General features: G+C 65.3%; 20 protein-coding genes. 10 read left to right on the forward strand and 10 right to left on the reverse strand.

Annotated elements, in window-relative coordinates:
• Positions 1-65: 65 nt before the first annotated feature.
• Entirely contained in the window at positions 66-782 is a 717-nt protein-coding gene (locus EG244_RS07580) for a winged helix-turn-helix domain-containing protein (RefSeq protein ID WP_124964403.1), read from the forward strand.
• Between the two features lie 43 nt (positions 783-825).
• Here the strand turns inward: EG244_RS07580 and EG244_RS07585 are convergent, their stop codons facing one another.
• Genes EG244_RS07585 through EG244_RS07600 form a run of 4 tightly spaced genes read right to left on the reverse strand, consistent with a single transcriptional unit; the run spans position 826 to position 6,867 of the window.
• Entirely contained in the window at positions 826-1,842 is a 1,017-nt protein-coding gene (locus tag EG244_RS07585; protein WP_124964404.1) for a flagellin N-terminal helical domain-containing protein, read from the reverse strand.
• Between the two features lie 14 nt (positions 1,843-1,856).
• Positions 1,857-3,254 (reverse strand): flagellar hook-associated protein FlgK, encoded by a 1,398-nt coding sequence (gene flgK / locus EG244_RS07590; protein ID WP_124964405.1) that lies wholly within the window; start codon positions 3,252-3,254, stop codon positions 1,857-1,859.
• Positions 3,255-3,269: 15 nt separating this feature from the next.
• Positions 3,270-4,571, reverse strand: coding sequence for a flagellar hook protein FlgE (locus EG244_RS07595; RefSeq protein WP_124964406.1), 1,302 nt, complete (start codon positions 4,569-4,571; stop codon positions 3,270-3,272).
• A 49-nt stretch (positions 4,572-4,620) separates the two neighbouring features.
• A complete protein-coding gene (locus EG244_RS07600; RefSeq protein ID WP_124964407.1) occupies positions 4,621-6,867 on the reverse strand; it encodes a hypothetical protein in 2,247 nt (748 codons plus the stop codon).
• Between the two features lie 103 nt (positions 6,868-6,970).
• On the opposite strand from EG244_RS07600, the gene EG244_RS07605 reads away from it, so the two are divergent.
• The 5 genes from EG244_RS07605 to EG244_RS07625 are packed head-to-tail and all read left to right on the forward strand — an operon-like array spanning position 6,971 to position 10,482.
• Positions 6,971-7,708, forward strand: coding sequence for a flagellar hook-basal body protein (locus tag EG244_RS07605; protein ID WP_124964408.1), 738 nt, complete (start codon positions 6,971-6,973; stop codon positions 7,706-7,708).
• Positions 7,709-7,728: 20 nt separating this feature from the next.
• Positions 7,729-8,514, forward strand: a complete 786-nt coding sequence (gene flgG / locus EG244_RS07610; RefSeq protein WP_124964409.1) for a flagellar basal-body rod protein FlgG — start codon at positions 7,729-7,731, stop codon at positions 8,512-8,514.
• A complete protein-coding gene (gene flgA / locus EG244_RS07615; RefSeq protein ID WP_124964410.1) occupies positions 8,514-9,185 on the forward strand; it encodes a flagellar basal body P-ring formation chaperone FlgA in 672 nt (223 codons plus the stop codon). The genes flgG and flgA overlap by 1 nt, the downstream gene beginning before the upstream one ends.
• Positions 9,182-9,937, forward strand: a complete 756-nt coding sequence (flgH, locus tag EG244_RS07620; protein ID WP_124964411.1) for a flagellar basal body L-ring protein FlgH — start codon at positions 9,182-9,184, stop codon at positions 9,935-9,937. Before flgA ends, flgH begins: the two co-directional genes overlap by 4 nt.
• Positions 9,937-10,482: a hypothetical protein gene (locus EG244_RS07625; protein WP_124964412.1), complete on the forward strand. Its 546-nt coding sequence runs from the start codon at positions 9,937-9,939 to the stop codon at positions 10,480-10,482. Before flgH ends, EG244_RS07625 begins: the two co-directional genes overlap by 1 nt.
• A gap of 489 nt (positions 10,483-10,971) precedes the next feature.
• Here the strand turns inward: EG244_RS07625 and EG244_RS07630 are convergent, their stop codons facing one another.
• The 4 genes from EG244_RS07630 to EG244_RS07645 form a co-directional block, all read right to left on the reverse strand.
• Entirely contained in the window at positions 10,972-11,634 is a 663-nt protein-coding gene (locus tag EG244_RS07630) for a flagellar hook assembly protein FlgD (RefSeq protein ID WP_124964413.1), read from the reverse strand.
• Positions 11,635-11,644: 10 nt separating this feature from the next.
• Positions 11,645-12,763, reverse strand: coding sequence for a flagellar hook-length control protein FliK (fliK, locus tag EG244_RS07635; RefSeq protein ID WP_124964414.1), 1,119 nt, complete (start codon positions 12,761-12,763; stop codon positions 11,645-11,647).
• Positions 12,760-13,452: a sigma-70 family RNA polymerase sigma factor gene (locus tag EG244_RS07640; protein ID WP_124964415.1), complete on the reverse strand. Its 693-nt coding sequence runs from the start codon at positions 13,450-13,452 to the stop codon at positions 12,760-12,762. The genes fliK and EG244_RS07640 overlap by 4 nt, the downstream gene beginning before the upstream one ends.
• Before the next feature lie 65 nt (positions 13,453-13,517).
• Positions 13,518-14,174, reverse strand: coding sequence for a hypothetical protein (locus EG244_RS07645; RefSeq protein ID WP_124964416.1), 657 nt, complete (start codon positions 14,172-14,174; stop codon positions 13,518-13,520).
• A 375-nt stretch (positions 14,175-14,549) separates the two neighbouring features.
• Between EG244_RS07645 and EG244_RS07650 the strand changes: the two genes are divergently transcribed.
• Positions 14,550-14,969, forward strand: coding sequence for a MucR family transcriptional regulator (locus EG244_RS07650; protein ID WP_124964417.1), 420 nt, complete (start codon positions 14,550-14,552; stop codon positions 14,967-14,969).
• A gap of 85 nt (positions 14,970-15,054) precedes the next feature.
• A complete protein-coding gene (locus EG244_RS07655) occupies positions 15,055-15,900 on the forward strand; it encodes a flagellar motor protein MotB (RefSeq protein ID WP_124964418.1) in 846 nt (281 codons plus the stop codon).
• A 36-nt stretch (positions 15,901-15,936) separates the two neighbouring features.
• Here EG244_RS07655 and EG244_RS07660 read toward each other — a convergent pair whose 3' ends face one another.
• A complete protein-coding gene (locus EG244_RS07660; protein WP_124964419.1) occupies positions 15,937-16,938 on the reverse strand; it encodes a hypothetical protein in 1,002 nt (333 codons plus the stop codon).
• Between the two features lie 112 nt (positions 16,939-17,050).
• Here EG244_RS07660 and motA point away from each other — a divergent pair, with 112 nt between their 5' ends.
• A complete protein-coding gene (gene motA, locus EG244_RS07665; protein WP_124964420.1) occupies positions 17,051-17,911 on the forward strand; it encodes a flagellar motor stator protein MotA in 861 nt (286 codons plus the stop codon).
• The gene (locus tag EG244_RS07670; protein WP_124964421.1) at positions 17,911-18,336 is read left to right on the forward strand and encodes a hypothetical protein; all 426 of its coding nucleotides are present in this window, start codon (positions 17,911-17,913) and stop codon (positions 18,334-18,336) included. The genes motA and EG244_RS07670 overlap by 1 nt, the downstream gene beginning before the upstream one ends.
• On the opposite strand, the gene EG244_RS07675 is transcribed toward EG244_RS07670, so the two are convergent.
• A complete protein-coding gene (locus EG244_RS07675) occupies positions 18,329-19,693 on the reverse strand; it encodes a FliI/YscN family ATPase (RefSeq protein ID WP_124964422.1) in 1,365 nt (454 codons plus the stop codon). The genes EG244_RS07670 and EG244_RS07675 overlap by 8 nt on opposite strands.
• Positions 19,694-19,698: the final 5 nt, after the last annotated feature.

Genomic DNA, 19,698 nt, shown 5'->3' on the forward strand with positions numbered 1-19,698 from the left:
TGTGATGAAACGGGCGCTGCGACCTCCCCACCGGGGCGGGATCGTTGTGATCAAGGGAGCAAAAATTGCGCGTCCTCTGTGTGAACCCTTCGGCTCTGCCCCTGACCACGGCGTCTGACCCCTCCGGGCTGATGGTGGAAGCCATCAGCGAGAAGGCCCTCTTTGCGGGGGCGGCAGCGCTGCGCGAAAACCGCCTGCTGCCGGTCTTTCTGGTCGGCCGCGCCGATGGCAGCGATGTTCTGACCCTGAAAGCCACCCTGCAGCGCCTGAGGGCCACGGGGTTTCAGGGCCCGGTTCTGGTGATCTGCGGTGCGGGCGCGGCGGCGGCCTCGCTTTTGAACGCGGGCGCGGATGATGTCCTCGCCTGGCCTGCGAGCGGTGCCGATCTTATGGCGCGGCTCAATGCGGTGATGCGGCGGATCCATGGTGTCAGCCGACCCGAGGTGCAGATCGGCTCAATGACCTTCCACCTGGACGGCCGCCACCCCGAGATCGGGCAAAATTCCGTCCGGATCAGTCGGCGCGAATATGAGATCCTGCAGTTTCTGGCGCTGAACGCGGGCCGCGTGGTCTCAAAGGCTGCGATCTATGATGCGCTTTACAGCCTCAGCGCTGAGCCGCCGTTTGAGAAAATCATCGATGTCTATATCTGCCGTCTGCGCACAAAGCTCGCCCGCGATCTGCCGCCGGGTGAGGTGCTGATTGAGACGGTGGCCGGGCGCGGCTATCGGCTGCCCCCGGCGCAGACGCTCTGCCCCGACCCGGCGCTGGCGATCGCCTGAGCCGGAGCCGATAAAAAAGGCCCCCGGGCGGGGGCCTTTTTCGTCAGAGGAAGTTCAGAAGCGACAGCGACTGCAGCCGCACGGTCACCTTATAGCTGGCCTCCAGCTGCGCGCTCAGCTGCTCAAAGCGGGTGGCGGCCTCATAGCCGTCAACGCCTTCGATCTCGACCACGCGGTTGTTGTAGATCGTGCTGAGGTTCTTTTGCCGCTGGGTCGCGCCTTCCAGCAGGCTTTGCTGGTTGCCGAGACCCGCCTCATGGGCCTGCAGACCGCTGACGCCGCCTGAGAGAGCGGCCATGGCGTCCTCAATCCAGGCGGTACGATCGAGGGGCGAAGCCGCACCGTCATAGCCGGTATTTGCGAACATGCTCAGACCCTTAAAGATCTGACGGATCGCGGGGTCATTGGCGCTGACACCGTAATCGAGGCGGCTGTATTCATCAATCTGCGCGCTTTGCAGCCCTGCGGTGCTGCCGCCGAAGACGGTGCGGGTATAGGGCGCGTCCTGCGGATCGCCGCTCAGGCCATACCAGGCATTCAGCCGCTCGCGCTCGGCTGTGATTTCAGCAGTACCCGCGCCTGCGGGCAGCGTGCTGAGGGTCGCCAGCTGACCCGTTCCGGTCACCGAAGCCGAGCCGGTGGCCATGCCGGAGAACAAAAACTCCCCCGCATAGGCCGTGTTCAGCTGCGTCGAGATCGCCGAAATCAGCGCACCGGCTTCGCGGGCCACCGCGGCAGCCCCTTCACCGCCGCCCGAAAGCGACAGCGCATTGGCCAGGAACTCCTGCACCGAGGTGCGGATATGGCCCAGCTGATCGCTCATGACCGAGATTTTCCCGGCGAGAAGCTGGTTGTTCACCGCAAAACTGTCGATGCGCTCCATCCGGTTGCGCATATCGAGCGACTGGGCCGCGCGAAAGCCGGTCTCGGCATAGACGTCCTGGCGCAGGCCGGTGGTCATCTCCTTCTGCGCTTTTTGCAAAGCCTGATCGGTGCGCGAAACGGTCTCGCGCATCGAGAGAGAGCGTTGCAGCGTCGACAAAGTGGTCAGGGCGGTCATATCAGGCAGCTCCTTCAGACAGCTTTAAAAAGATCGTCCATCATGGACTGCAGTGAACTCAGCACGCGGCTGTTGGCGGCAAAGCTCTGCTCAAGAACCAGAAGGCTCTGCAGCTCATCATCCAGGTTCACCCCCTGAAGATTGCGCCGCGAGGCCGAGATGGTGGCCCCCGAAATCGCCGCCTGGCCCGCCACAGCTTCGGCGCTGACGCGGCGCTGCTGGTGGCCCGAGACCATGGAGGTGGCATAATCGCTCAGCGACTGCCGCTCGCCAAAGGCGGTGACGCCGGCCACCCGCTCATCAATCGCGCCGAGCATGGCAAAGATCAGCGCCGGATCGCCCTGGCTGAGCTCCTGCCCGCTGCCCAGACCCGTGGCCAGACGGGCGGGATCACCGCCCCGCGCCGGATCGACGGCAGCATTGACGCTCAGGCGCAGCGCCAGACCGCCCGCATCGCGGCCCTCGCCTGCGCTGTCGGTGAAAAGCCCCGGCTCTCCCGGCGCAAGGCTGCCGTCTGCGGCGCGGAACCGCTCTGTCAGCAGCGTGGCAAAGCCGTCGAGTTCCTGCGAGAGCTGCGGCAGGGTTTTGCTTTGCAGCTCAAAAAGCCCCGCCAGACTTCCTGCGCTGAAGCCGCGCACGCCCGTGGCCCCCGGGGTGATCTCGGCCTTTCCGGCGAAAAGCCTGCCCTCGCCCGGGTCATAGCTCACCAGAGTCACGCGGCGCTGCGTCAGCAGCTCGGTGCCGCCGGTCGTATAAAGATTGACCGAGCCATCCGCAAAGCCGGTGACCTGGATATCCATGTAGTCCGACAGCCCGTCGATCAGCCGTGCGGCCTCATCCTGGAGATCCACGCCCTCCAGCCCCTCGCCGCCGATCTGCGACAGACGCGCGTTGATCTGCCCGATCCGGGTCAGGCTGTCGTTCACCGAAGCCACATCATAGCGGATGTTGAGATCCACTTCGCGGCCCAGCTCGGTCAGCGTGACGGCCAGATCATTGACCTGCCCCGCAAGCGACCGGGCGGCTTCGGCAACGCCGAGCTGCGCGGCCGCAGCCCCCGGGCTGGAAGACAGCGTCAGCACCGAAGTATAGAGCCGGTTCAGCGCATTGACCGGAGAGGTCTGATCATCCGGCTGGCCGAGATAATCGGTATAGGTCGACAGCGCCCCCGCAATGGTCGAGGCGCGCGCCTGTTCCGAGCGGTTGCTCCGGTCGAGGCGGTCGAGCAGCGGATCCACCTCGCGGCTGACGCCCGAGACGAGAACCGCGCCATTGCGGGTGGTCAGCTCTGCCGATTTGCGGCTGTAGCCCTCGGTCTGGGCGTTGGAGATATTGCGCGCGACCAGATCGCTCTGGATCGAGGTGGCGCGCAGACCCGCGGTGGCGATGGAGAAGGCGCTTGAGATACCCATGATCTGCCCTCAGGATCAGCGCTTCAGACCGGTCACTTCCTGCAGCATTTCGTCTGCAGTGGTGATGATCTTGGCGTTGGAGGAATAGGCCCGCTGCACGCGGATGAGGTCGGTCAGCTCATTGGTGATCTCAACATTCGAGGCCTCCAGTGCGCCCGAGACGATCACGCCGTTTTTGCCGCTGCCCGCAGGCTGCAGCGACAGATCGCCCGCCGCGCGGCTGACGGTCCAGGCATTGCCGTCAATCAGCGTCAGCCCGTCGGCATTGGTCACCTGCGCCAGCGGGATCTCATAAAGCGTCTTGCGGCGGCCATCGTCAAAGACCCCGGTCAGATTGCCCTGCCCGTCAATCTCGGTCCGCGTCAGAGCCGTCTGCGCCGAGCCGTCGGTTTTGAATTTCTGCGGGGTGAAATCGCCCACAAACTGCTGCACGCCCTCATAGCTGTCCGGGACCCCGAGGTTGAGGGTGATCGGCAGCTCATCGCCGCGCGCATCCACGCTCAGGCGCACCGCGCCGGTGGCGGCATCAAGCGTCAGCCCCGCCGCGCCATCGGGCTGCGGGGTTTTCAGACGATATTCCGCGGGCGCGCCGGGCGTGGCGCCGGAGTTGTGGAACGCCACTTCCACGGTGCCATGCAGCCGCCCGGTGCTGTCTGACAGCGTCAGATCCCAGGTATTGTCGACAGCCGTCGGCTGCCAGGACAGCGTCATATTCTCGCTGTTGCCCAGCTGGGTGTAGAATTCCATGCTCGACAGGAAGGGCGCGCCGGGCGTCGCCGTGCCGGTCTCCTGGGCGGGCAGATTGCCACTGACGGCAGCCGTGGTGGTGGGCTCTGCCGGAAGCATCATCTCGCCCAGCTTCACGCTTTTCAGGCTGCCAAAGCCGCCGCGGTCCACGGCACCCAGCGTGCCGGTTGCCGCATCAATCTCAAAAGCGGCCAGATAATAGCCGGCGCTGTTGACCAGAAAGCCGCTCTCATCCTGACGGAAAGAGCCCGCACGGGTCAGAAAGTAATTCGACAGCAGCGGCTCGTTGGGGGTTTTGGAGACGACGAAAAAGCCCGTGCCCGAAACGGCCAGATCCTGGGTATTGGTGGTGCTGTTGATCGCGCCGCCGCCCGAGATTTCCGAGCCGCTTTTCGCCGACACGCCCGAAACCGAGCCAATCCCCGGCGAGGTCGAGGTCACGAGGTCCGCGAAGCTGCGCTTATAGCCGATGGTATTGGCATTGGCGATGTTTTCCGAGACCCGCGCAACGGCGGTCGCATTGGCGACGAGGCCGCTGACGGCGGTTTTCATGGCGGCGGAAACGCTCATTGCACTCTTCCCTTTCTTTGCCCCGGCCTCATGGCTGCGGGCAGTCAAATTACGGTTTCGCAGCGCCCGAAGCATCGGGGGCTGGACGTGCGAGCAGCGCCCGCGCGGCGGCGGCCGTGGCCTCGCTGCGCGCCAGAAGCTGATCGGCAAGGCCGCGCGACAGCGGGCGCAGCTCCGGCAGCGGCTCGGTCAGCCCTTTATAGAGATCAGGCCCCACCGCGCTGGCCTGGCCTGCGGCGGTGGACTGCAGATCGGCCCAGGTTCCGGCGGTAAAGCCGGTATCCCCTGCGCCCTGAGCCAGCAGCATCGCCTCGATCGCCTCAGCGGTATCGGCACCAAGAAGGCCCAGACGGCTGAGCGCGCGATGCGCCTCGGCTGCGTCGTGATCAGCACCAAGCGCGCGGGCGGCCGCAGCGCGGGCCTTCTGGCCCGGGCCATCCTCAGCGGCGATGGTCAGCGACAGCGCCTGGGGGGCATCGGCGCGCAGCGCGACCCCCGCATAGCGCGGGGTCAGATCCTCAAAGCGCGGCAGCCCCTGGCGGGCCAGCGCGACCTTTGCGCGGTCCGCGCGCCAGACAGACAGCAGCGCCTCTGCCTCGCCCAGGGGCAGCTCGGCTGCGATGCGCGGCAGCGGCTCAGGTGCGCCCTGGCGCAGGAAATCGGACTGCAGCGCGGCATATTCTGCCGCCGCCGCCTCATGAAGTCCGGCCCGGCTCCAGGCACGGGCAAGCGACAGCCGCGCAATCGGCCAGACCGGATCGAGCCGGTAAAAGGCCTCAACATCACGCAGGCTGTGCAGATAGGTGTAAAGATCGATCTCTTCGGCATCCATGGCCACGGCAAAAGCCGCCAGGGCCAGGGCCCCGCGCTCATGCGCCAGAATGGCTTCGGGCGTGCCGGGGTGATCGAGGCGGATCTTACCCATGATATCGAGCGCCATGGGAATATCGCCCAGATCCTCGGCCACCTGGGCCAGCCTTGCGCGCAGCACCAGCGCCTCGCGGCCATAGCGCCACTGATTGACCCCCTCGCGCAGGATATCGCGCAGCGCAGGCAGCAGCTTCGGATCTTTGCGCGTCAGCGCCAGATCTGCGAGCGCAATCCGCGCCTTTTGCGCTGAGAGGTCGCGCCCGTCCGCCGCGCGGGCGAAATGGTCAAAGGCCTGCTGCGGCATGTCATAGCCCAGAGCCAGCTGCCCCATCATCAGCCCCCAGACCGGCATGCCTTCGAGCCGGGTCCGCGCCTGGGCCCCGCGCAGCAGCGCCTCAGCCAGGCGGTAATCCCGGGCCTCAAGGATCACATCAAAGAGCAGCGGGATCAGCCGGGTGATGACGGCCTGCGAGTGATCATTCAGCCCCGCCACCGCCTCTTCGAGGGTGTATTCGCCGCGCGACAGACCCGCCGTCTGCCCCGCCGCCACCTGCCAGAGCCCGCCGCCCGGCCAGTCCGGCAAAGCGCGGGTGATGCCGCGCCGCGCCAGAACCGAGGCCACCTGCTCAAGCGCGGTGAGCCGCGCATAGGCTGCGGGTTCGGTCTTGGCACCAAGGCTGCGGGCGCGCGCAAGCCAGTCCAGCGCCTCCGGCAGCAGCATGACCCCGATGTAAAGCTGCGCGAGATCAAGCGCGGCGGTGACCTTTTGCGGCTTTTCCCCGGCCGCGACCCAACGCCGCTCCAGCAGACTGCGGTCGGTGGCCCAGGTCTTCGCCTCCACATTGCGGGTCGAGACCTGCGGCAGCACCCCCGCCATCAAAGCCGCCTCTGCCGGATCGGCAGGGGCCGCCTGCGGCAGAGCAAAGGCCGGGCCAGCGCCCGGCAGCGCGAAGGGCGCGGCCAGGACCGAATCGAGCGGCATGACCCGCGGCACCTCTGCGGCAGCGACAGGCTGGCCGGTCACCGCAGGCGCTGCGACCGGTTCAGGGAGGCCTGCGGGCGGCACCTCTTTGGCGACCTCCGCTGCGGGCACGGCAGTGATCACGACCTCAGGCAGAGCGGCCGGGGCATTCAGCCCCGCGCCCGCCTCACCAGCCAGCGGCAGCACGACCGGGCCCAGGGCAGAGGCCAGGGTCGGGACAACAGCCTCAGCGGCTCCGGGCCTGCGCGCGGGGGGCGCGATCTCGCGAGTGACCCAGCCGAGATACTCCGGGCGCGGCTGCGGGCGCAGGGTCTCGCTCTCGATCACCGCAGCAACATAGCCCTCGCGCACCTGAGCGAAGGCTGCGGGCACCAACAGGCCTGCGCTGCCGGAGGCGGCGGCGAGGAAGGCAAGATGCAGGGGGGTGGGCAGCCGGCCGCTCATCAGGATCCCGATTAGGTTTAACGCAGAGTTTCAACAAATTTATACTTGCAATACTTGTGTTAATGCATGAAATCAATCCAAATCGCATGAATTGAGGCAAGAGATGGATACCACCGCATATCTGCCGCTCGCAGCCGCTGCGGGCCTGCAGCGCGCGCTTGATGTGACCTCGAACAATCTTGCGAATGGCGCGACAGCCGGATACCGCGCCTCGCGCCTGGTCTTTGAGGATCTGCTGCACTCCGCAGACCCGGCCCGTGTGCCGGTGGCGATGCCCCAGCCGCGGCTGAGCTATACCGACACCCGCGCGGGCAGCCTCAGCACGACGGGAAATCCACTGGATCTGGCGCTTGGCGGCGAGGGGCTTTTCGCCTTTGCGCTGCCCGACGGCCGCACGGGCTATGGCCGCGCGGCGCAGCTTGTGCGCGATGCCGAGGGGCAGCTGGTCACCGCCTCGGGTCTGCCGATCCTCGATGATGGCGGCGCCCCGGTCGTGCTGCCCCAGGAAAGCGGGCTGCCGGTTGTGGGGCGTGATGGCACCGTCTCGGACCGTGAGGGCGCGCTGATTGCGCGGATCGGCGTCTTTACCGCCCCGGCTCTCGCCACCTGGGAGCGCAGCGGCGAAAGCCTTTTCGTGCCGCGCGACGGCGCTGATGAGCCCGGGGTCCTTGAGGCACCCCAGGTCATCCAGGGCGCGCTTGAGGCCTCCAATGTCAATCCGATCACCGAAATGGTGCGCCTGATTGAGATCCAGCGCGCCTTTGAACAGGCGATGTCGGTGGGGCGCAACCATGACGAGCTGCGCCGTGCGGCGCTGAGCAAACTTGGCCAGCGGGCCTGATCCACAGGAAGGAAGACGCCATGAAAGCGCTTGGAATTGCGGCCTCCGGGATGCTCGCGCAGCAGACCAATGTCGATGTCATCGCCAATAACATCGCCAATGCCAATACCACCGGCTTCAAGGCCGGGCGGGCGGCCTTTCAGGACCTGCTCTATCAGTCCGACAACCGCGGCGGCGCGCTTGTGGCCGATGACGGCGCGATCCGCCCGGTGGGCGTTGATATCGGTCTGGGCGTGGCGACTGCCGGGGTCATGCGGCTGAACACTCAAGGCGGGCTGACCGAGACCGGAAACCAGCTCGATATGGCGATCCAGGGCCGGGGGTATTTCCAGATCACCCTGCCCGATGGCACCACCGCCTATACCCGTGCGGGCAATTTCACCCTCTCGCCTCAGGGCGAGATTGTCACCAATGACGGCTACCCCCTCGATCCCGGCCTTGCGGTGCCCGAAAATGCCACGGCCGTGCAGGTCAGCGCCGATGGTGTGGTGAGTGTGCTGCTGCCTGGAGAGATCCTGCCCCAGGAGCTGGGCGAGATCACCCTTGCGGGCTTCATCAATGAGGCCGGTCTGCGCCCCATGGGCAATAACCTTCTCGCCGAGACCGCCGCCTCCGGCGCGCCGGTGCTGGCTCAGGCCGGGGATGAAGGGTTCGGCACCCTGCGGCAGTTCTATGTTGAGGCGTCAAACGTCGATGTGATCCGTCAGATCACCGATCTGATCTCGGCGCAGCGGGCCTATGAGATGAACTCGAAAGCCATCACCACCGCCGATCAGATGATGCAGACCGCCGTGCAGGTTCGCTGATGATGCGCGGCTGGCGGCTGGCTTTGTGCCTGATCCTGGCGGGCACTCCGCTGCGCGCAGAGCTGACGCCGGTGCCGCTGGAAATGCTGCTGGAGGCCGCGCTGACCGAGGCGGCAGGCCCCGGCCTGCCGCCTGGCGCTTCGCTCGAGCTGATGTTGCCCGAGGGCCTGCCCCCTGAGGCGCTGCGGGTGATCTCGCTGCGCGAAGATCTGGCCAATGGCCGTTTCGCCGCGGTGATTGAGCCGCAGCGGGGCGCCCATCTGACCCTTGCGGGCCGCTTTCAGGCCATGGTCGATGTGCCGGTGCCGCTGCGCAGCCTTGCGCCCGGCGATATGGCGCGGGCGGAAGATTTCACATTGCGCCGCCTGCCGCTTCAGGCGCTGACCGCGACCGCCGTGCTGGGCTTTGAGCAGATCAGGGGCCGCGAGGTGCGCCGTCTGCTGCCCGAGGGCCGCCCGGTGCCCGCGGGATCCCTGCGCGAGCCGCGGGTGATCCGGCGCGGGGACCGGCTGGAGCTGCTTTATACCGCGCGCGGGCTTCGCGTCACGGCGGCGGCGCGCGCGCTTGAAGATGCAGCCCTGGGCGCAACCGTCCGGGTGCAGAACCTGAGTTCAGGAAAAATCGTCACCGGTCAGGCGCTGACCGACGGACGGGTGGAGATTGACCGATGACCCCGCTGCCCCGCTTTCCCCTGGTCCTGATGGCCGGGCTTTCGCTGCTCAGCGCCTGCGCCGAGATTGCCGAAAGCCGCGATCCGCAGCTCAGCGATCTGACGCTTGATGTGCCCGAGGCGCGCAGCGTCCGGGTGCCGATGCCCGAGCCCGAGCCCTATATCCCTCCCAAACGCGCCGATCGCGCCTCGCTCTGGGCCACCGGATCGAGCGGGTTTTTCGGCGATCACCGCGCGGCGCGGGTCGGTGACATTCTGACGGTGATGATCGAGATCGATGATGAGGCAGAGCTGCGCAATGCCTCGACCCGCTCGCGCTCAAATTCCACCGGGGTCGATGCGCCGACCTTTCTGGGCTATGAAAGCAAGCTCGACCGCGTGTTGCCGGGGCTGAAGGCCGAAGATCTGCCCAGTGGCGATCTGGTCGATCTGTCGAGCAGTGACAGCTTTAAGGGCCAGGGCTCCATCCGGCGCGGCGAAGAGATCAAGCTGAAGGTCGCCGCCATGATCGTGCAGCGCCTCGCCAATGGCAATCTGGTGATCGCAGGCCGCCAGGAAGTGCGCGTGAATGCCGAGCTGCGCGAGCTGCGTGTGGCCGGGATCATCCGCCCCGTCGATATTGAGATGAGCAATACCATTCCCTACGAGAAAATCGCCGAGGCCCGGATCGCTTACGGCGGCAAGGGCCAGCTCAGCCGGGTGCAGCAGCCGCGCTATGGTGCGGATGCGCTTGATGTGATCCTGCCCTACTGATGCCGCGCTCCGCTCCCCCCCTCAGCGCGCCGCGCACGCGCATTGTGGTGCTGCGCCGCCGTCCCGAGGCGGGCCGCTCAAACCTGCGCAACGCTTTGATCGGTGCGGGCATGCTGGCGCTGCTGGCTGTTGGCATTCAGGCGGGCTACCGCATCGCCGGTCTCTTCTCCCCCGAGCCGGTGGCTGTGGTGGAGGCGGGCACATTGGTGGAGCGGGTGAACGGCGGGCTTTACACGCTGGAACTGGCCCGCCCCGCGGGTCAGGCGCGCTGGATGCTGGAGTTTGACGCCGATATCGTCACCCGCGAAGGCCCCGACAATCCGCTGGAGCTGCGCGATGCGCTGGAGCGGCTGGTGATCACGGCTTCTTCCATGCCGCTGGTGCAGACCTCTTCGAGCCCGGATGAGGCGATGCGGACGACCATCCTCGCGGTCGCGGCTTCGCATTACCCCTGGCTCGTGGATATTCACATGCGCCGCTCAGACATCCGCGCGCCAGGCGATAAGCTGAAAGAGATTGGCGCTTCAATCCGGGGAGATCGCTGAGCAGGCCCGGATCGGCTGATCCGCTTTGTCGTCAGTCCGGGGGGCCTGTGAACGCGCCGATACCCCGCGCGGGACGGTAGAAGGCGGTGCTTTTCGACAGAAAAGTTACCCTCGCCGGGTCGCTCATCGGGGCCTTCTCTCCCGGACGGCTGAGGGAATTGGTGACGCAACCGGCGGGTTTCAGAAGCGCTCATCGCCTTCCTCATGCCCTGCGCGGTCTCGTGCAAAACAGGCTGAGGTCTGGCCTCCATGCAAAGCCCGCGGCAACGAAGGCAGGCGAGCGCGCGAAGACCCCTCCGGCTTTGCCAGAGCAGGACATTTTCAAACTGTAAAGACCGCCCCGCCCGAGCCTTCTTCCGCGCAGGCCCCGGCGGGCGGGCTCAGGCCGAAGCCGCGTCCCATAAAAGTCTCACGGAACGCGGCCAAATTACGGGGTATTCCCCGCATGAGGGCTGCTTTCGGACAAGGCGCCCGAAAGCCAAAGCAGGTTCAGCGCGCGCCGATGATATCGCCGCTCGCGACGCGGTTGCCATCGGCCAGCTGCAGCCAGGTGCTGCCGCCGCTGTAATCCACCGCGACCACGGTTCCGGCGCTGTAAGACTGATAGCTGCCCGCCTCACCGCTGGCGCTGATGGCCGCAACGGAAAGGCTGTAGCGCCCCGGCTCGGCGCGGCGGCCATCGGTCGTCATCCCGTCCCAGGTGACATCGCGGCGCAGACCAGCCTCTCCGGCGGGCTGATCGATCACGGCCACCAGCGCCCCCGAGCCGTCGCGGATCTGCAGCTGCACGGTTTCTGCCGCCGCGCCGAGTTCATAAGAAAACCGCCCGCCGGTCTCGTCGAGCGTGAAGGTCTCAGAGGGGACCGTCACCTCGCGCCCGATCAGCGCGGTCTCGGAGAGAGCCGCGTTCAGCGACAGCTGGCGGCGCAGTGCCTCCATCTGGGTATTGACCTGAACCGATTGCTCGACCTGGGTCAGCTGCGCCAGCTGGCTCACGAATTGTGAAGATTCCATCGGCTCCAGCGGGTCCTGGTTGCTGACCTGGGCCACCAGCAGATTGAGAAAGCTTTGATAATCCGTCGCCAGCGTATTGCGCGAGGCGCCCGACAGGCCGCTGCCGATGGTGGTTTCTGCGATGGCAGACAGGGACATTCAGGTCTCCTCAGGTCAGAAGGTTCAGACGGCCGCCCGCCGTCAGGACATTATCGGTTGTGATCTCAAGGGCGGGTGGCAGCGCCTCAGATGCGGGGTCCTCCCCCCGCTCTCCGGGCGTCTCGGGGGCCTCCCAGGCTGCAAATTCCGGCGTATCGCCCCCCAGATCAAAGCCGCGCTCTTCCAGCCAGGCACCCAGCTGGTCCGCCTCTGCGCGCAGGCCGTCGAGGACCATCGGGTTCTCAAGCCGCAGAACCACCTGCATCCGGCCGCCCATCAGCCGGGTGAGATCAATCTCGACAACACCAAGCCCCCGCGGGCGCAGCAAAAAGCGGCTCCGGCCCTCTTCAAGGTTCACCTCGCTCAGCCGATCCAGCAGATTGCGCTGCAAAGCCGAGGGTTCTGCGCGCGGCGAAGGTGCGGTCAGCGGTTTATCCGTAAGGCTGCGCTCGGGCCGGAGGGGTTCGGCGGCGGGCATCAGATCGGCATTGGCCGCAGGGACGGGCTCAGAAGGGGGGGCGCTCCGGGCATCCTGCTCAGGTGCGGCAGGACGGCCCGGGGCCGGAGTGATCTTCGGCGCAGCCTCAAGGGGCTCGGGTGCTGACATCGCGTCCTGCGGCGATGCGCGATCAAAGGCGGGTGCCAGCTCCGTCCCCACGGAGAGCGGACTGAGGTCTGTCTCAGGCTGAGGCGGCTCTCCCTCAGCGAGCTGCGGCACGGCCCCCGCAGCGACAGTCGGCTGAGAGGGGCTGGCCTCACCCGTCACTGGCAAAATCTGCTCCGGCGACCGGGCGAGCGGCTCTGACGACGACAGCGGCGCGAGGGGTGCCGGCACGGGGGCCGCCTCAGCCGGATCTTCGCCCTCCTGCAGGCCCTCAGCCGAAGCCAGGCCAAGCTCTGCGCGCAGAACCGCAGAGACCGCCTGAGGGGGCGTGACGGTCAGCGGCGAACCCAGGACCTCAAGGAGGGCGGTCTCATCACCAGGCGTGACGGGACCGGGCACCGCTTCATCCGTGGTCTGCGACTGCGCCTGAGGCGTAAAAACGGTTTGGGCGGCCGCAGCCGCCGGCTGCGAGCGGGCGTTGCCGGATTGCCGGGCGGCAGAGGGCACGAGACTGTCAGTGATCAATTCAAATCCCCCGGACCAAATCCGGCATGCAACAAAGCGTTGCGCATTTTGTGAAGGGCGCGCCCCTCAATCTGACGGGCGCGCGCGGGAGCCATGCCCAGACCATCGGCCAGCCGCTCAAAGTCATCCTCGCCGCGCAGCAGATGGCGCATGACCAGATGCCGCTCGGCCCGCCCGAGCGGGCGCAGCGCCCCGGCGAGCGCCTGGCGCAGGTTGCGCCGCCGCTCGCGCCCAAGCGCGATATCTTCCGCTGCGGGCGTCGAGAGATCGGGCAGAGTATCGTCGATGACGGCGACCTGAAGCGCGGCCTCAGCCTGACGCGCCAGAGCGTCTCCGCGACGCCCCGAAAGCGCATCACGCAGCGCACGCTCGGGCTGGCTGACCGGGTTTTGCAGACGGCAGCGCGCCTGCAGCATCGCCGCCCGCACCGCGATCGCCGCATAAGAGAAAAACCGCACGCTGCCCTGAGCCTGCCAACGCCCGGCGGCTTCAATCAGGGCGATCTGCCCCTCAGCCAGCAGATCTTCGGTGTGGCTGCGCGAGACACGGCGCGCCATAGCGCGCATCTGCGGCTGACAGGAAGCCATCAGGGCCGTGAGCGCCGTGCTGTCGCCTCTCCCCTGCCAGGCCTGCAGCAAAGCGCGTTCCTGGTCGAGATCGGGCAGAATTTTTCGGAAGGTACAGGGCATCGGAGACCATCACCGGATAAGTCCCTGCCTTCCTGACAGATCCAAATGGATAGTCAAATATAAATTTATCTATTCATGATGTTGGCACTGATTTTCGGAATTTCTGCCCGGTGTTTTCCCGGAAAAGCCGCGCTCAACGCGCTGCCCCAGTCCTGCATATCCCGGTTGGGCAGCAGGCGGCGTACCAGATCAGGATCAGCAGGATATTCGACGTAATCGGGCTCAGCCATGCGCAGATATTCCTGCAGCCCTGAGGCCCCCGGCTGCCAGCCGGAGACGCGCGCAATGGCACTTTGACACAGCCGGTCGATGCCGGCCCGATCGGTGCAAAGCGTATCCCGCCAGGACAGGGAAAAACTGCGCAAAGCCCAGTCAAACAGCGCAAGCTCAGTCACAGATTCAGATTCTACGATGACCGAATAAAGGATTTCTGCTGCAAATTCATAGCTTCCTTCCAGACCGCCCTTCACCTGATCACTGCAGATCACCACACAGGCCCCGGGCGGAATATCAAGACCCAGCTCTTCCGCCACCACATCCCCGATCGTCAGGCCAGGGGTGACCGGGCGGCGTTCTGAGCAGACCCGAAGCTTCGGACTTGCGTGCCTCTGGTCCTCCAGGATGACAATCGGAAACGGAAAAACGGCGAGAAGATGCTTGCATCGGCAAGGAACCGAGAGCGCCGGTTGCAGGTCGCCGCTCCAGAGTGCGTTGAGGATCATTTCCTACGGTCCCGGACATAATGGCGCAGGAAGAACCTGCGAAATTCACAAACTTTCCCCGGCCTATACCCCGGGGAACCGCTGTGCAAGCGCAAGGAGAGGAAGTTTAGAAGGGAAATACAGCGATGATCAATCTGCCTGCAGTTCTGCAAAGGAAAATGTTTCCGCGCTCTGCGGAACTTTGATCTTAAATCTAGCAACTTTTTGTTAATATTATGAATTCAGCAGATTCACTTCACAAGTTGCGTCCAAAAAGCAGGCAATGTCCCGCCGACTGCGACATTTTATCCCGATTTTCTCGCTTTTAAGCTTGATCGAATCTTTGCCCCCGGCCCATATAAATCGGATAAAGTTTAAGTCTGAAAGTATTAAGACATGGAAACGCCAGACAAGACCACATTGGTGGCTCAGATTGTATCGGCCTTTGCATCCCGCCCGGATGCAACCGTGGAAGCTATTGTTGCCCTGACCACCCGCCTCACGCAGGAACTTTCTGCGGGTTCGGCCACTGCGCCGCTGCGTGCGGCGGCGGCGATCCCGGTTGCCAGCGGGCTGACCCCGGAAGCGGCCGTGCGGCGCGACAGGATTTTCTGCCTGTGCTGCGGGAAGGGATTTCAAATGCTTAAGCGCCACCTCGGCGCGGAACACGGTATGACGGAAGGCGAGTATCGGCAGAAATTCGGCCTGCCCGATGAATACCCGCTCGTGGCCCCCGGCTACTCCGAGCGCAAGGCCAGCTATGCCCGCTCGGTGGGCTTTGGCAAATACAGCCGCCAGCCTTCCGAAGCAGAGTGACCTGATGTTTATCAAGAATAGCCTTATCTATTCTTGATAAACTTGCTATCTCCCCCGCAGAGATTTTAGCTGCGGGAGAGATATCATGGCCAAAAAGGCCGCACCGGTCATCGTGCGCCGCCAGAAAAAGCCCGGTCATGCACCGCGCCATGGTGGTCACTGGAAGGTCGCTTATGCCGATTTTATGACGGCAATGATGGCCTTTTTTCTGTTGCTGTGGATTTTGTCAGTAACCGATAAAAACAAGCTCAACGGCATCGCGCAATACTTCACCCCTTCTGAGAATATTGCCGGCCAGCCGGGCGGTGAGGGGATTTTGCAGGGCTCTGCCGTGGCCAAAGACGAGAACGTCCTCAGCGCTCCTGCGGCCGAAAGCGACAGCGCCCAGGCGGGTGCGCCGAACCCCTGGGCGGATCTTGCCAAGGAAAGCCGGCGTGACCCCACCCCCGCCCCGCTGGGCGAGGCCCTGGAGAACGCGGGCCGGCAATTTCTTGAAAACATTCAGAACCGTGCCGCTCTCGCCAATCTGGCGGGCAATCTTCTGGTGCGCCAGATTGAGGGGAAACTCGTCGTCGATATCCTCGACCTCGGTGACGCGCCGATGTTTGGCGAAGGCAGCGATACCCCGACCGCGACCATGACAGAGATTATGAACGCCCTGGCGCCGACCGTCATCGCCCTGCCCCATCCGATCCGGATCACCGGCCACAGCGCGGTGCCCGCCGCGGAAGGCGCGGAAAGTGCTGATCCCTGGGATCTGTCGGGTTCCCGCGCCCAGGCCGTGCGGCGCATTCTGCGCGATCTCGGCCTTCCGGCCGAGCGGTTTACGCTGATCTCCGGCGCGGGCACGTCGCGGCCTCTGGATCCGCTTCAGCCCGCGGATCCGCGCAACCGGCGGGTCACGCTGGAACTGGGATCTGCGCTCGACTGACAAAAAAGCCCCCGCATCACTGCGGGGGCTTTTGTTTCAGGGTGTGTTCGGCGCGAAAAGGTTTGAGCGCAGATCATCCACCGGGGCCACGGGAACAGGCGCGGGCGCGGCGGGTTGCAGCGCCCGGACCACAACGACGGTAATCGCCACGGCGGCCAGCAGGCCCAGGAGACCCGCAGCAATCCAGACCCAGGGCCGCGATGAAGACTGATTTTCTTCGCGCGGAATGGGTTGCGGCACGGTTGAGACCGCTGAGTAATCCGGCGCCACGAACAGCATACCACTGCGCCGCAGCACCATGGCCGGGACCGGACGCCCGCCGGTTTTGCCCAGCATCAGCGCGCCGGTCGGCAGCCGCAGGACCGCAGGAAGCCGGCCGTCCACCAGAACCGGGCCAAGCTGAATGGCCACGCGCAGGCTGTCTTCGCGCACCAGAACCACCACCTCGGCGGGCAGTTCGCGCGCGCTGGCATTGGGTTGCAGCACCAGATCCACCCCGGCCGCACCTGCCGGACGCAGCATCGCGCCTGCGATCATCTCACAATCGGGGTCAGCTTTCACGAAAGGCACATAGCCGACGGGAAGCTGGTCGGTGATCGTGGTCTGAGCGGCCCTTGCGCTCAACTCAACCTTGCGGCGGTTGACATCACTCAGCGCGTCAAGGCTCAGCCCCTCATCGGCGGCGAATTCGAAATTGATGGCGAAATCGCCCGCCTCTTCCAGCAGACGCGGCAGGCCGCGCAGCGCGCTGTCAAGTTCCCCCAGGATACGGGCATCTTCCCCCGGCGGCAGCGTCACAGCCGGGCTGCCCTTGAAGGCGGGATAAAAGGCAAAGCCATGCAGCGCAGGCCCGGCCTCATGGCTCAGGCGGCGACGCAGCACCTGGGGCTTTTCCGAGATGTGCCAGGGCATAAAGGCCAGGGTTTTGCCCTCGGCGCGGCAGACGGCGATGCCCACGGCTTCGGGCCAGTCCGGGATCCGCACCGGCAGATCCCCCGGTCCGAAAAGTCTGACTATCGGTGCGTGCTGATCTGCCATGGAACCCTCTCCGTCGTGGAAGCATGAATAATTAGTCATTAGCCAATGCTTTCCAAAGAATAAATAAAGATATACTTGTTCAAACCATGCAGCAGCAAGACGGGAACAGCGCATGACGGTGATAATCGGGACGATCCTGGTAATCGGGCTGGTGTTCGGGGGCTATATGCTTTCGGGCGGCAAGATGGATATTCTGCTGCATGCCCTGCCCTTTGAGGGGATGATGGTGGGCGGTGCGGCAATCGGGGCCTTTGTGATCTCGAACTCGGTGCCGATGATGTTTGAGTGCTGGCACGGCGTGATACGGGCGCTGCGCGGTCCGCGGTGGAGCAAGGCGGATTACGCCGATGTGCTGAAGCTGCTTTACGAATTGACGCGGCTTTACCGCAACCGCGGCATCCTGGCCGTCGAGCCGCATATTGAGCGGCCTGAAACCAGCGATATTTTTGCGCGCTACCCGCGCATTCTTGCCTTTCGTCCGGCAAAAGATCTGATCATCGACAGCTTTCGCATGATCTCGATGCAATTCGACGACCCCTACCAGGTCGAAGACGTGCTGAACCGCCGGATTGAGATCTATGAGGCCGAAGTCGCGGCCCCCGCCTCGGCTCTGTTGTCCGGCTCGGACGGGCTTCCGGCGATCGGGATTGTCGCGGCGGTCCTCGGGGTGATCAAGACCATGGCCTCGGTGGATGAGCCGCCGGAGATCCTTGGCGCAATGATTGCGGGCGCGCTGGTCGGGACCTTTCTGGGCGTCTTCATGGCCTATTGCATGGTGCAGCCGGTCGCCTCGCGTCTGAACCAGATTGAGGAACAGGACGCCCATCTGATGAAGGCGATCCGCGATATGATCGCCTCTACCGTGAAGGGAAATCCGCCGAATATCTGCGCCGAAGTAGCCCGCGGCAACCTTCCGAGCCTCATTCAGCCGAGCTTTGAAGAGGTCGAACAGGCTCAAAGGTCGGTGGTCTGATGAGCCGCCGTCTGCAGGCGCTGCAACTGATGCAGCGCCTTGAGGATCAGGATCTTGAGCGGCTGTCGCGCGATCTGACCCAGGCCCAGGGGCTGCGCGCCCGGGCCGAGGGCGAGATCGCGGCACTCGACAGCCGCGCCGGGCTGGAGGCACGCTCCTGCGTGACCGAGGCGCTGCCCTATATCGGCCGCTTCCTTGCGGAACTGCGCCGTGAGCAGGACCGTCAGCGCCAGGTGACGCGGGAAATGACCGGCCGGATCGACGCGCTGCGCGACACCGTCATGGCCAGTTTCACCCGCGGCAAAAGCTATGAGCGGCTTGGCGATCAGATCCGCAGCAGCGAGCGCGAGGAACGGCTCGCCCGCGAGGAGGCCCTGCTCGCAGATCTGACAACGGCGCGGTTTGCGCGCCGCGACCTCAGCTGAACGTTTTCAGATCAATCTGATAGCCTGAGGAGGTCAGCAGCCCGTAAAGGGCTGCGAACCCTTCGGCAGAGCTCAGCGCCTCTGCCCTGCCCTGCGCCAGAAAAGCCTCCGCCTCGGCGGCAAAGGCGATGGCGCTGTCGGTTTCGCGGTCGGTGCCGGGGCGGTACGCGCCGATCCGGGCCAGATCCTCCACATCGGCATAACGCGCGAGCGCGCGCCGCGCCTGGCGCATGATTTCCTGCTCAATCGGCGTATGGCACTGCGGCAGCATCCGCGAGACCGATTTCAGGATATGCACCGCCGGGTAACGACCACTCTCGGCGATTCGACGATCAAGAATAACATGACCATCAAGAATACCCCGCACCGCATCGGCGACCGGGTCATTCATGTCATCGCCATCGACCAGCACGGTATAGATCGCGCTGATATCGCCCTGACCCGCCTGCCCGGGGCCTGAGCGTTCCAGAAGTTTCGGCAGTTCCGCAAAGACCGTGGGCGTATAGCCGCGCGAGGCCGGAGGCTCTCCGGCTGAAAGGCCGATTTCGCGCTGCGCCATGGCAAAGCGCGTCACGCTGTCGAGCATCAAAAGCACCTGTTTGCCCTGATCGCGGAAATGCTCAGCCACGGTGGTCGCGGTCCAGGCCGCCTGACGGCGGGCCAGCGGCGGAAGGTCCGATGTGGCCACGATCAGGCAGGTCCGCGCCATGCCCTCGGGGCCGAGATCGCGCTCGATAAAGTCCTGAACTTCGCGGCCGCGCTCGCCCACCAGGCCCATGACGATCACTTCAGCATCGGTCTGCCGCGCCAGCATCGCCATGAGGGTCGATTTGCCCACCCCGGAGCCTGCGAAGATACCGATCCGCTGTCCGCGACAAAGTGGCGCAAAGATATCAAGGGCTTTCACCCCGGTCTCCAGCTTTGCACCGACCCGGCGGCGGCTGAAGGCCGGCGGCGCCGGGCTGCGGATATCGCGCGGCACCGCGCCGCTGGCCAAGGGTCGGGCATCGAGCGGCGCACCAAAAGGATCGATCACCCGGCCCAGCCAGCTGTCATCGGGAAAGATCTGCTGTCCGCCCGGCAAAAGCTGCACCCGATCCCCCGCGGCCACCCCCTCCCAGGAGCCGAAGGGCAGGATCTGCACGCCCTCGGGCCGCAGTCCCACAACCTCTCCGCGCACCCGGCCCGCCACCTCGACGTGATCGCCGATCCTTGCGGCAAAGCGCAGCCCCTCGGCGCGCAGCTCCATCCCCGAGATCTGCAGAACCCTTCCACAGATCCGCTCGTCCGAGTGCTGGCGCACCAGCGTTTCAAGGCGGCTCAGGGGGGTGCGCTCAAGGCGGGCATCGGCTGGCATCGCGG

The sequence above is a fragment of the Falsigemmobacter faecalis genome, from assembly GCF_003863335.1.
Classification (GTDB): domain Bacteria; phylum Pseudomonadota; class Alphaproteobacteria; order Rhodobacterales; family Rhodobacteraceae; genus Wagnerdoeblera; species Wagnerdoeblera faecalis.

Bases quoted from the DNA above. Each gene is read 5' to 3' on its own strand.
- EG244_RS07585 (WP_124964404.1), bottom strand. From the start codon at position 1,842: ATGACCGCCCTGACCACTTTGTCGACGCTGCAACGCTCTCTCTCGATG.
- flgK (WP_124964405.1), bottom strand. From the start codon at position 3,254: ATGGGTATCTCAAGCGCCTTCTCCATCGCCACCGCGGGTCTGCGCGCC.
- EG244_RS07595 (WP_124964406.1), bottom strand. From the start codon at position 4,571: ATGAGCGTTTCCGCCGCCATGAAAACCGCCGTCAGCGGCCTCGTCGCC.
- EG244_RS07600 (WP_124964407.1), bottom strand. From the start codon at position 6,867: ATGAGCGGCCGGCTGCCCACCCCCCTGCATCTTGCCTTCCTCGCCGCC.
- EG244_RS07605 (WP_124964408.1), top strand. From the start codon at position 6,971: ATGGATACCACCGCATATCTGCCGCTCGCAGCCGCTGCGGGCCTGCAG.
- flgG (WP_124964409.1), top strand. From the start codon at position 7,729: ATGAAAGCGCTTGGAATTGCGGCCTCCGGGATGCTCGCGCAGCAGACC.
- flgA (WP_124964410.1), top strand. From the start codon at position 8,514: ATGATGCGCGGCTGGCGGCTGGCTTTGTGCCTGATCCTGGCGGGCACT.
- flgH (WP_124964411.1), top strand. From the start codon at position 9,182: ATGACCCCGCTGCCCCGCTTTCCCCTGGTCCTGATGGCCGGGCTTTCG.
- EG244_RS07625 (WP_124964412.1), top strand. From the start codon at position 9,937: ATGCCGCGCTCCGCTCCCCCCCTCAGCGCGCCGCGCACGCGCATTGTG.
- EG244_RS07630 (WP_124964413.1), bottom strand. From the start codon at position 11,634: ATGTCCCTGTCTGCCATCGCAGAAACCACCATCGGCAGCGGCCTGTCG.
- EG244_RS07640 (WP_124964415.1), bottom strand. From the start codon at position 13,452: ATGCCCTGTACCTTCCGAAAAATTCTGCCCGATCTCGACCAGGAACGC.
- EG244_RS07645 (WP_124964416.1), bottom strand. From the start codon at position 14,174: ATGATCCTCAACGCACTCTGGAGCGGCGACCTGCAACCGGCGCTCTCG.
- EG244_RS07650 (WP_124964417.1), top strand. From the start codon at position 14,550: ATGGAAACGCCAGACAAGACCACATTGGTGGCTCAGATTGTATCGGCC.
- EG244_RS07655 (WP_124964418.1), top strand. From the start codon at position 15,055: ATGGCCAAAAAGGCCGCACCGGTCATCGTGCGCCGCCAGAAAAAGCCC.
- EG244_RS07660 (WP_124964419.1), bottom strand. From the start codon at position 16,938: ATGGCAGATCAGCACGCACCGATAGTCAGACTTTTCGGACCGGGGGAT.
- motA (WP_124964420.1), top strand. From the start codon at position 17,051: ATGACGGTGATAATCGGGACGATCCTGGTAATCGGGCTGGTGTTCGGG.
- EG244_RS07670 (WP_124964421.1), top strand. From the start codon at position 17,911: ATGAGCCGCCGTCTGCAGGCGCTGCAACTGATGCAGCGCCTTGAGGAT.
- EG244_RS07675 (WP_124964422.1), bottom strand. From the start codon at position 19,693: ATGCCAGCCGATGCCCGCCTTGAGCGCACCCCCCTGAGCCGCCTTGAA.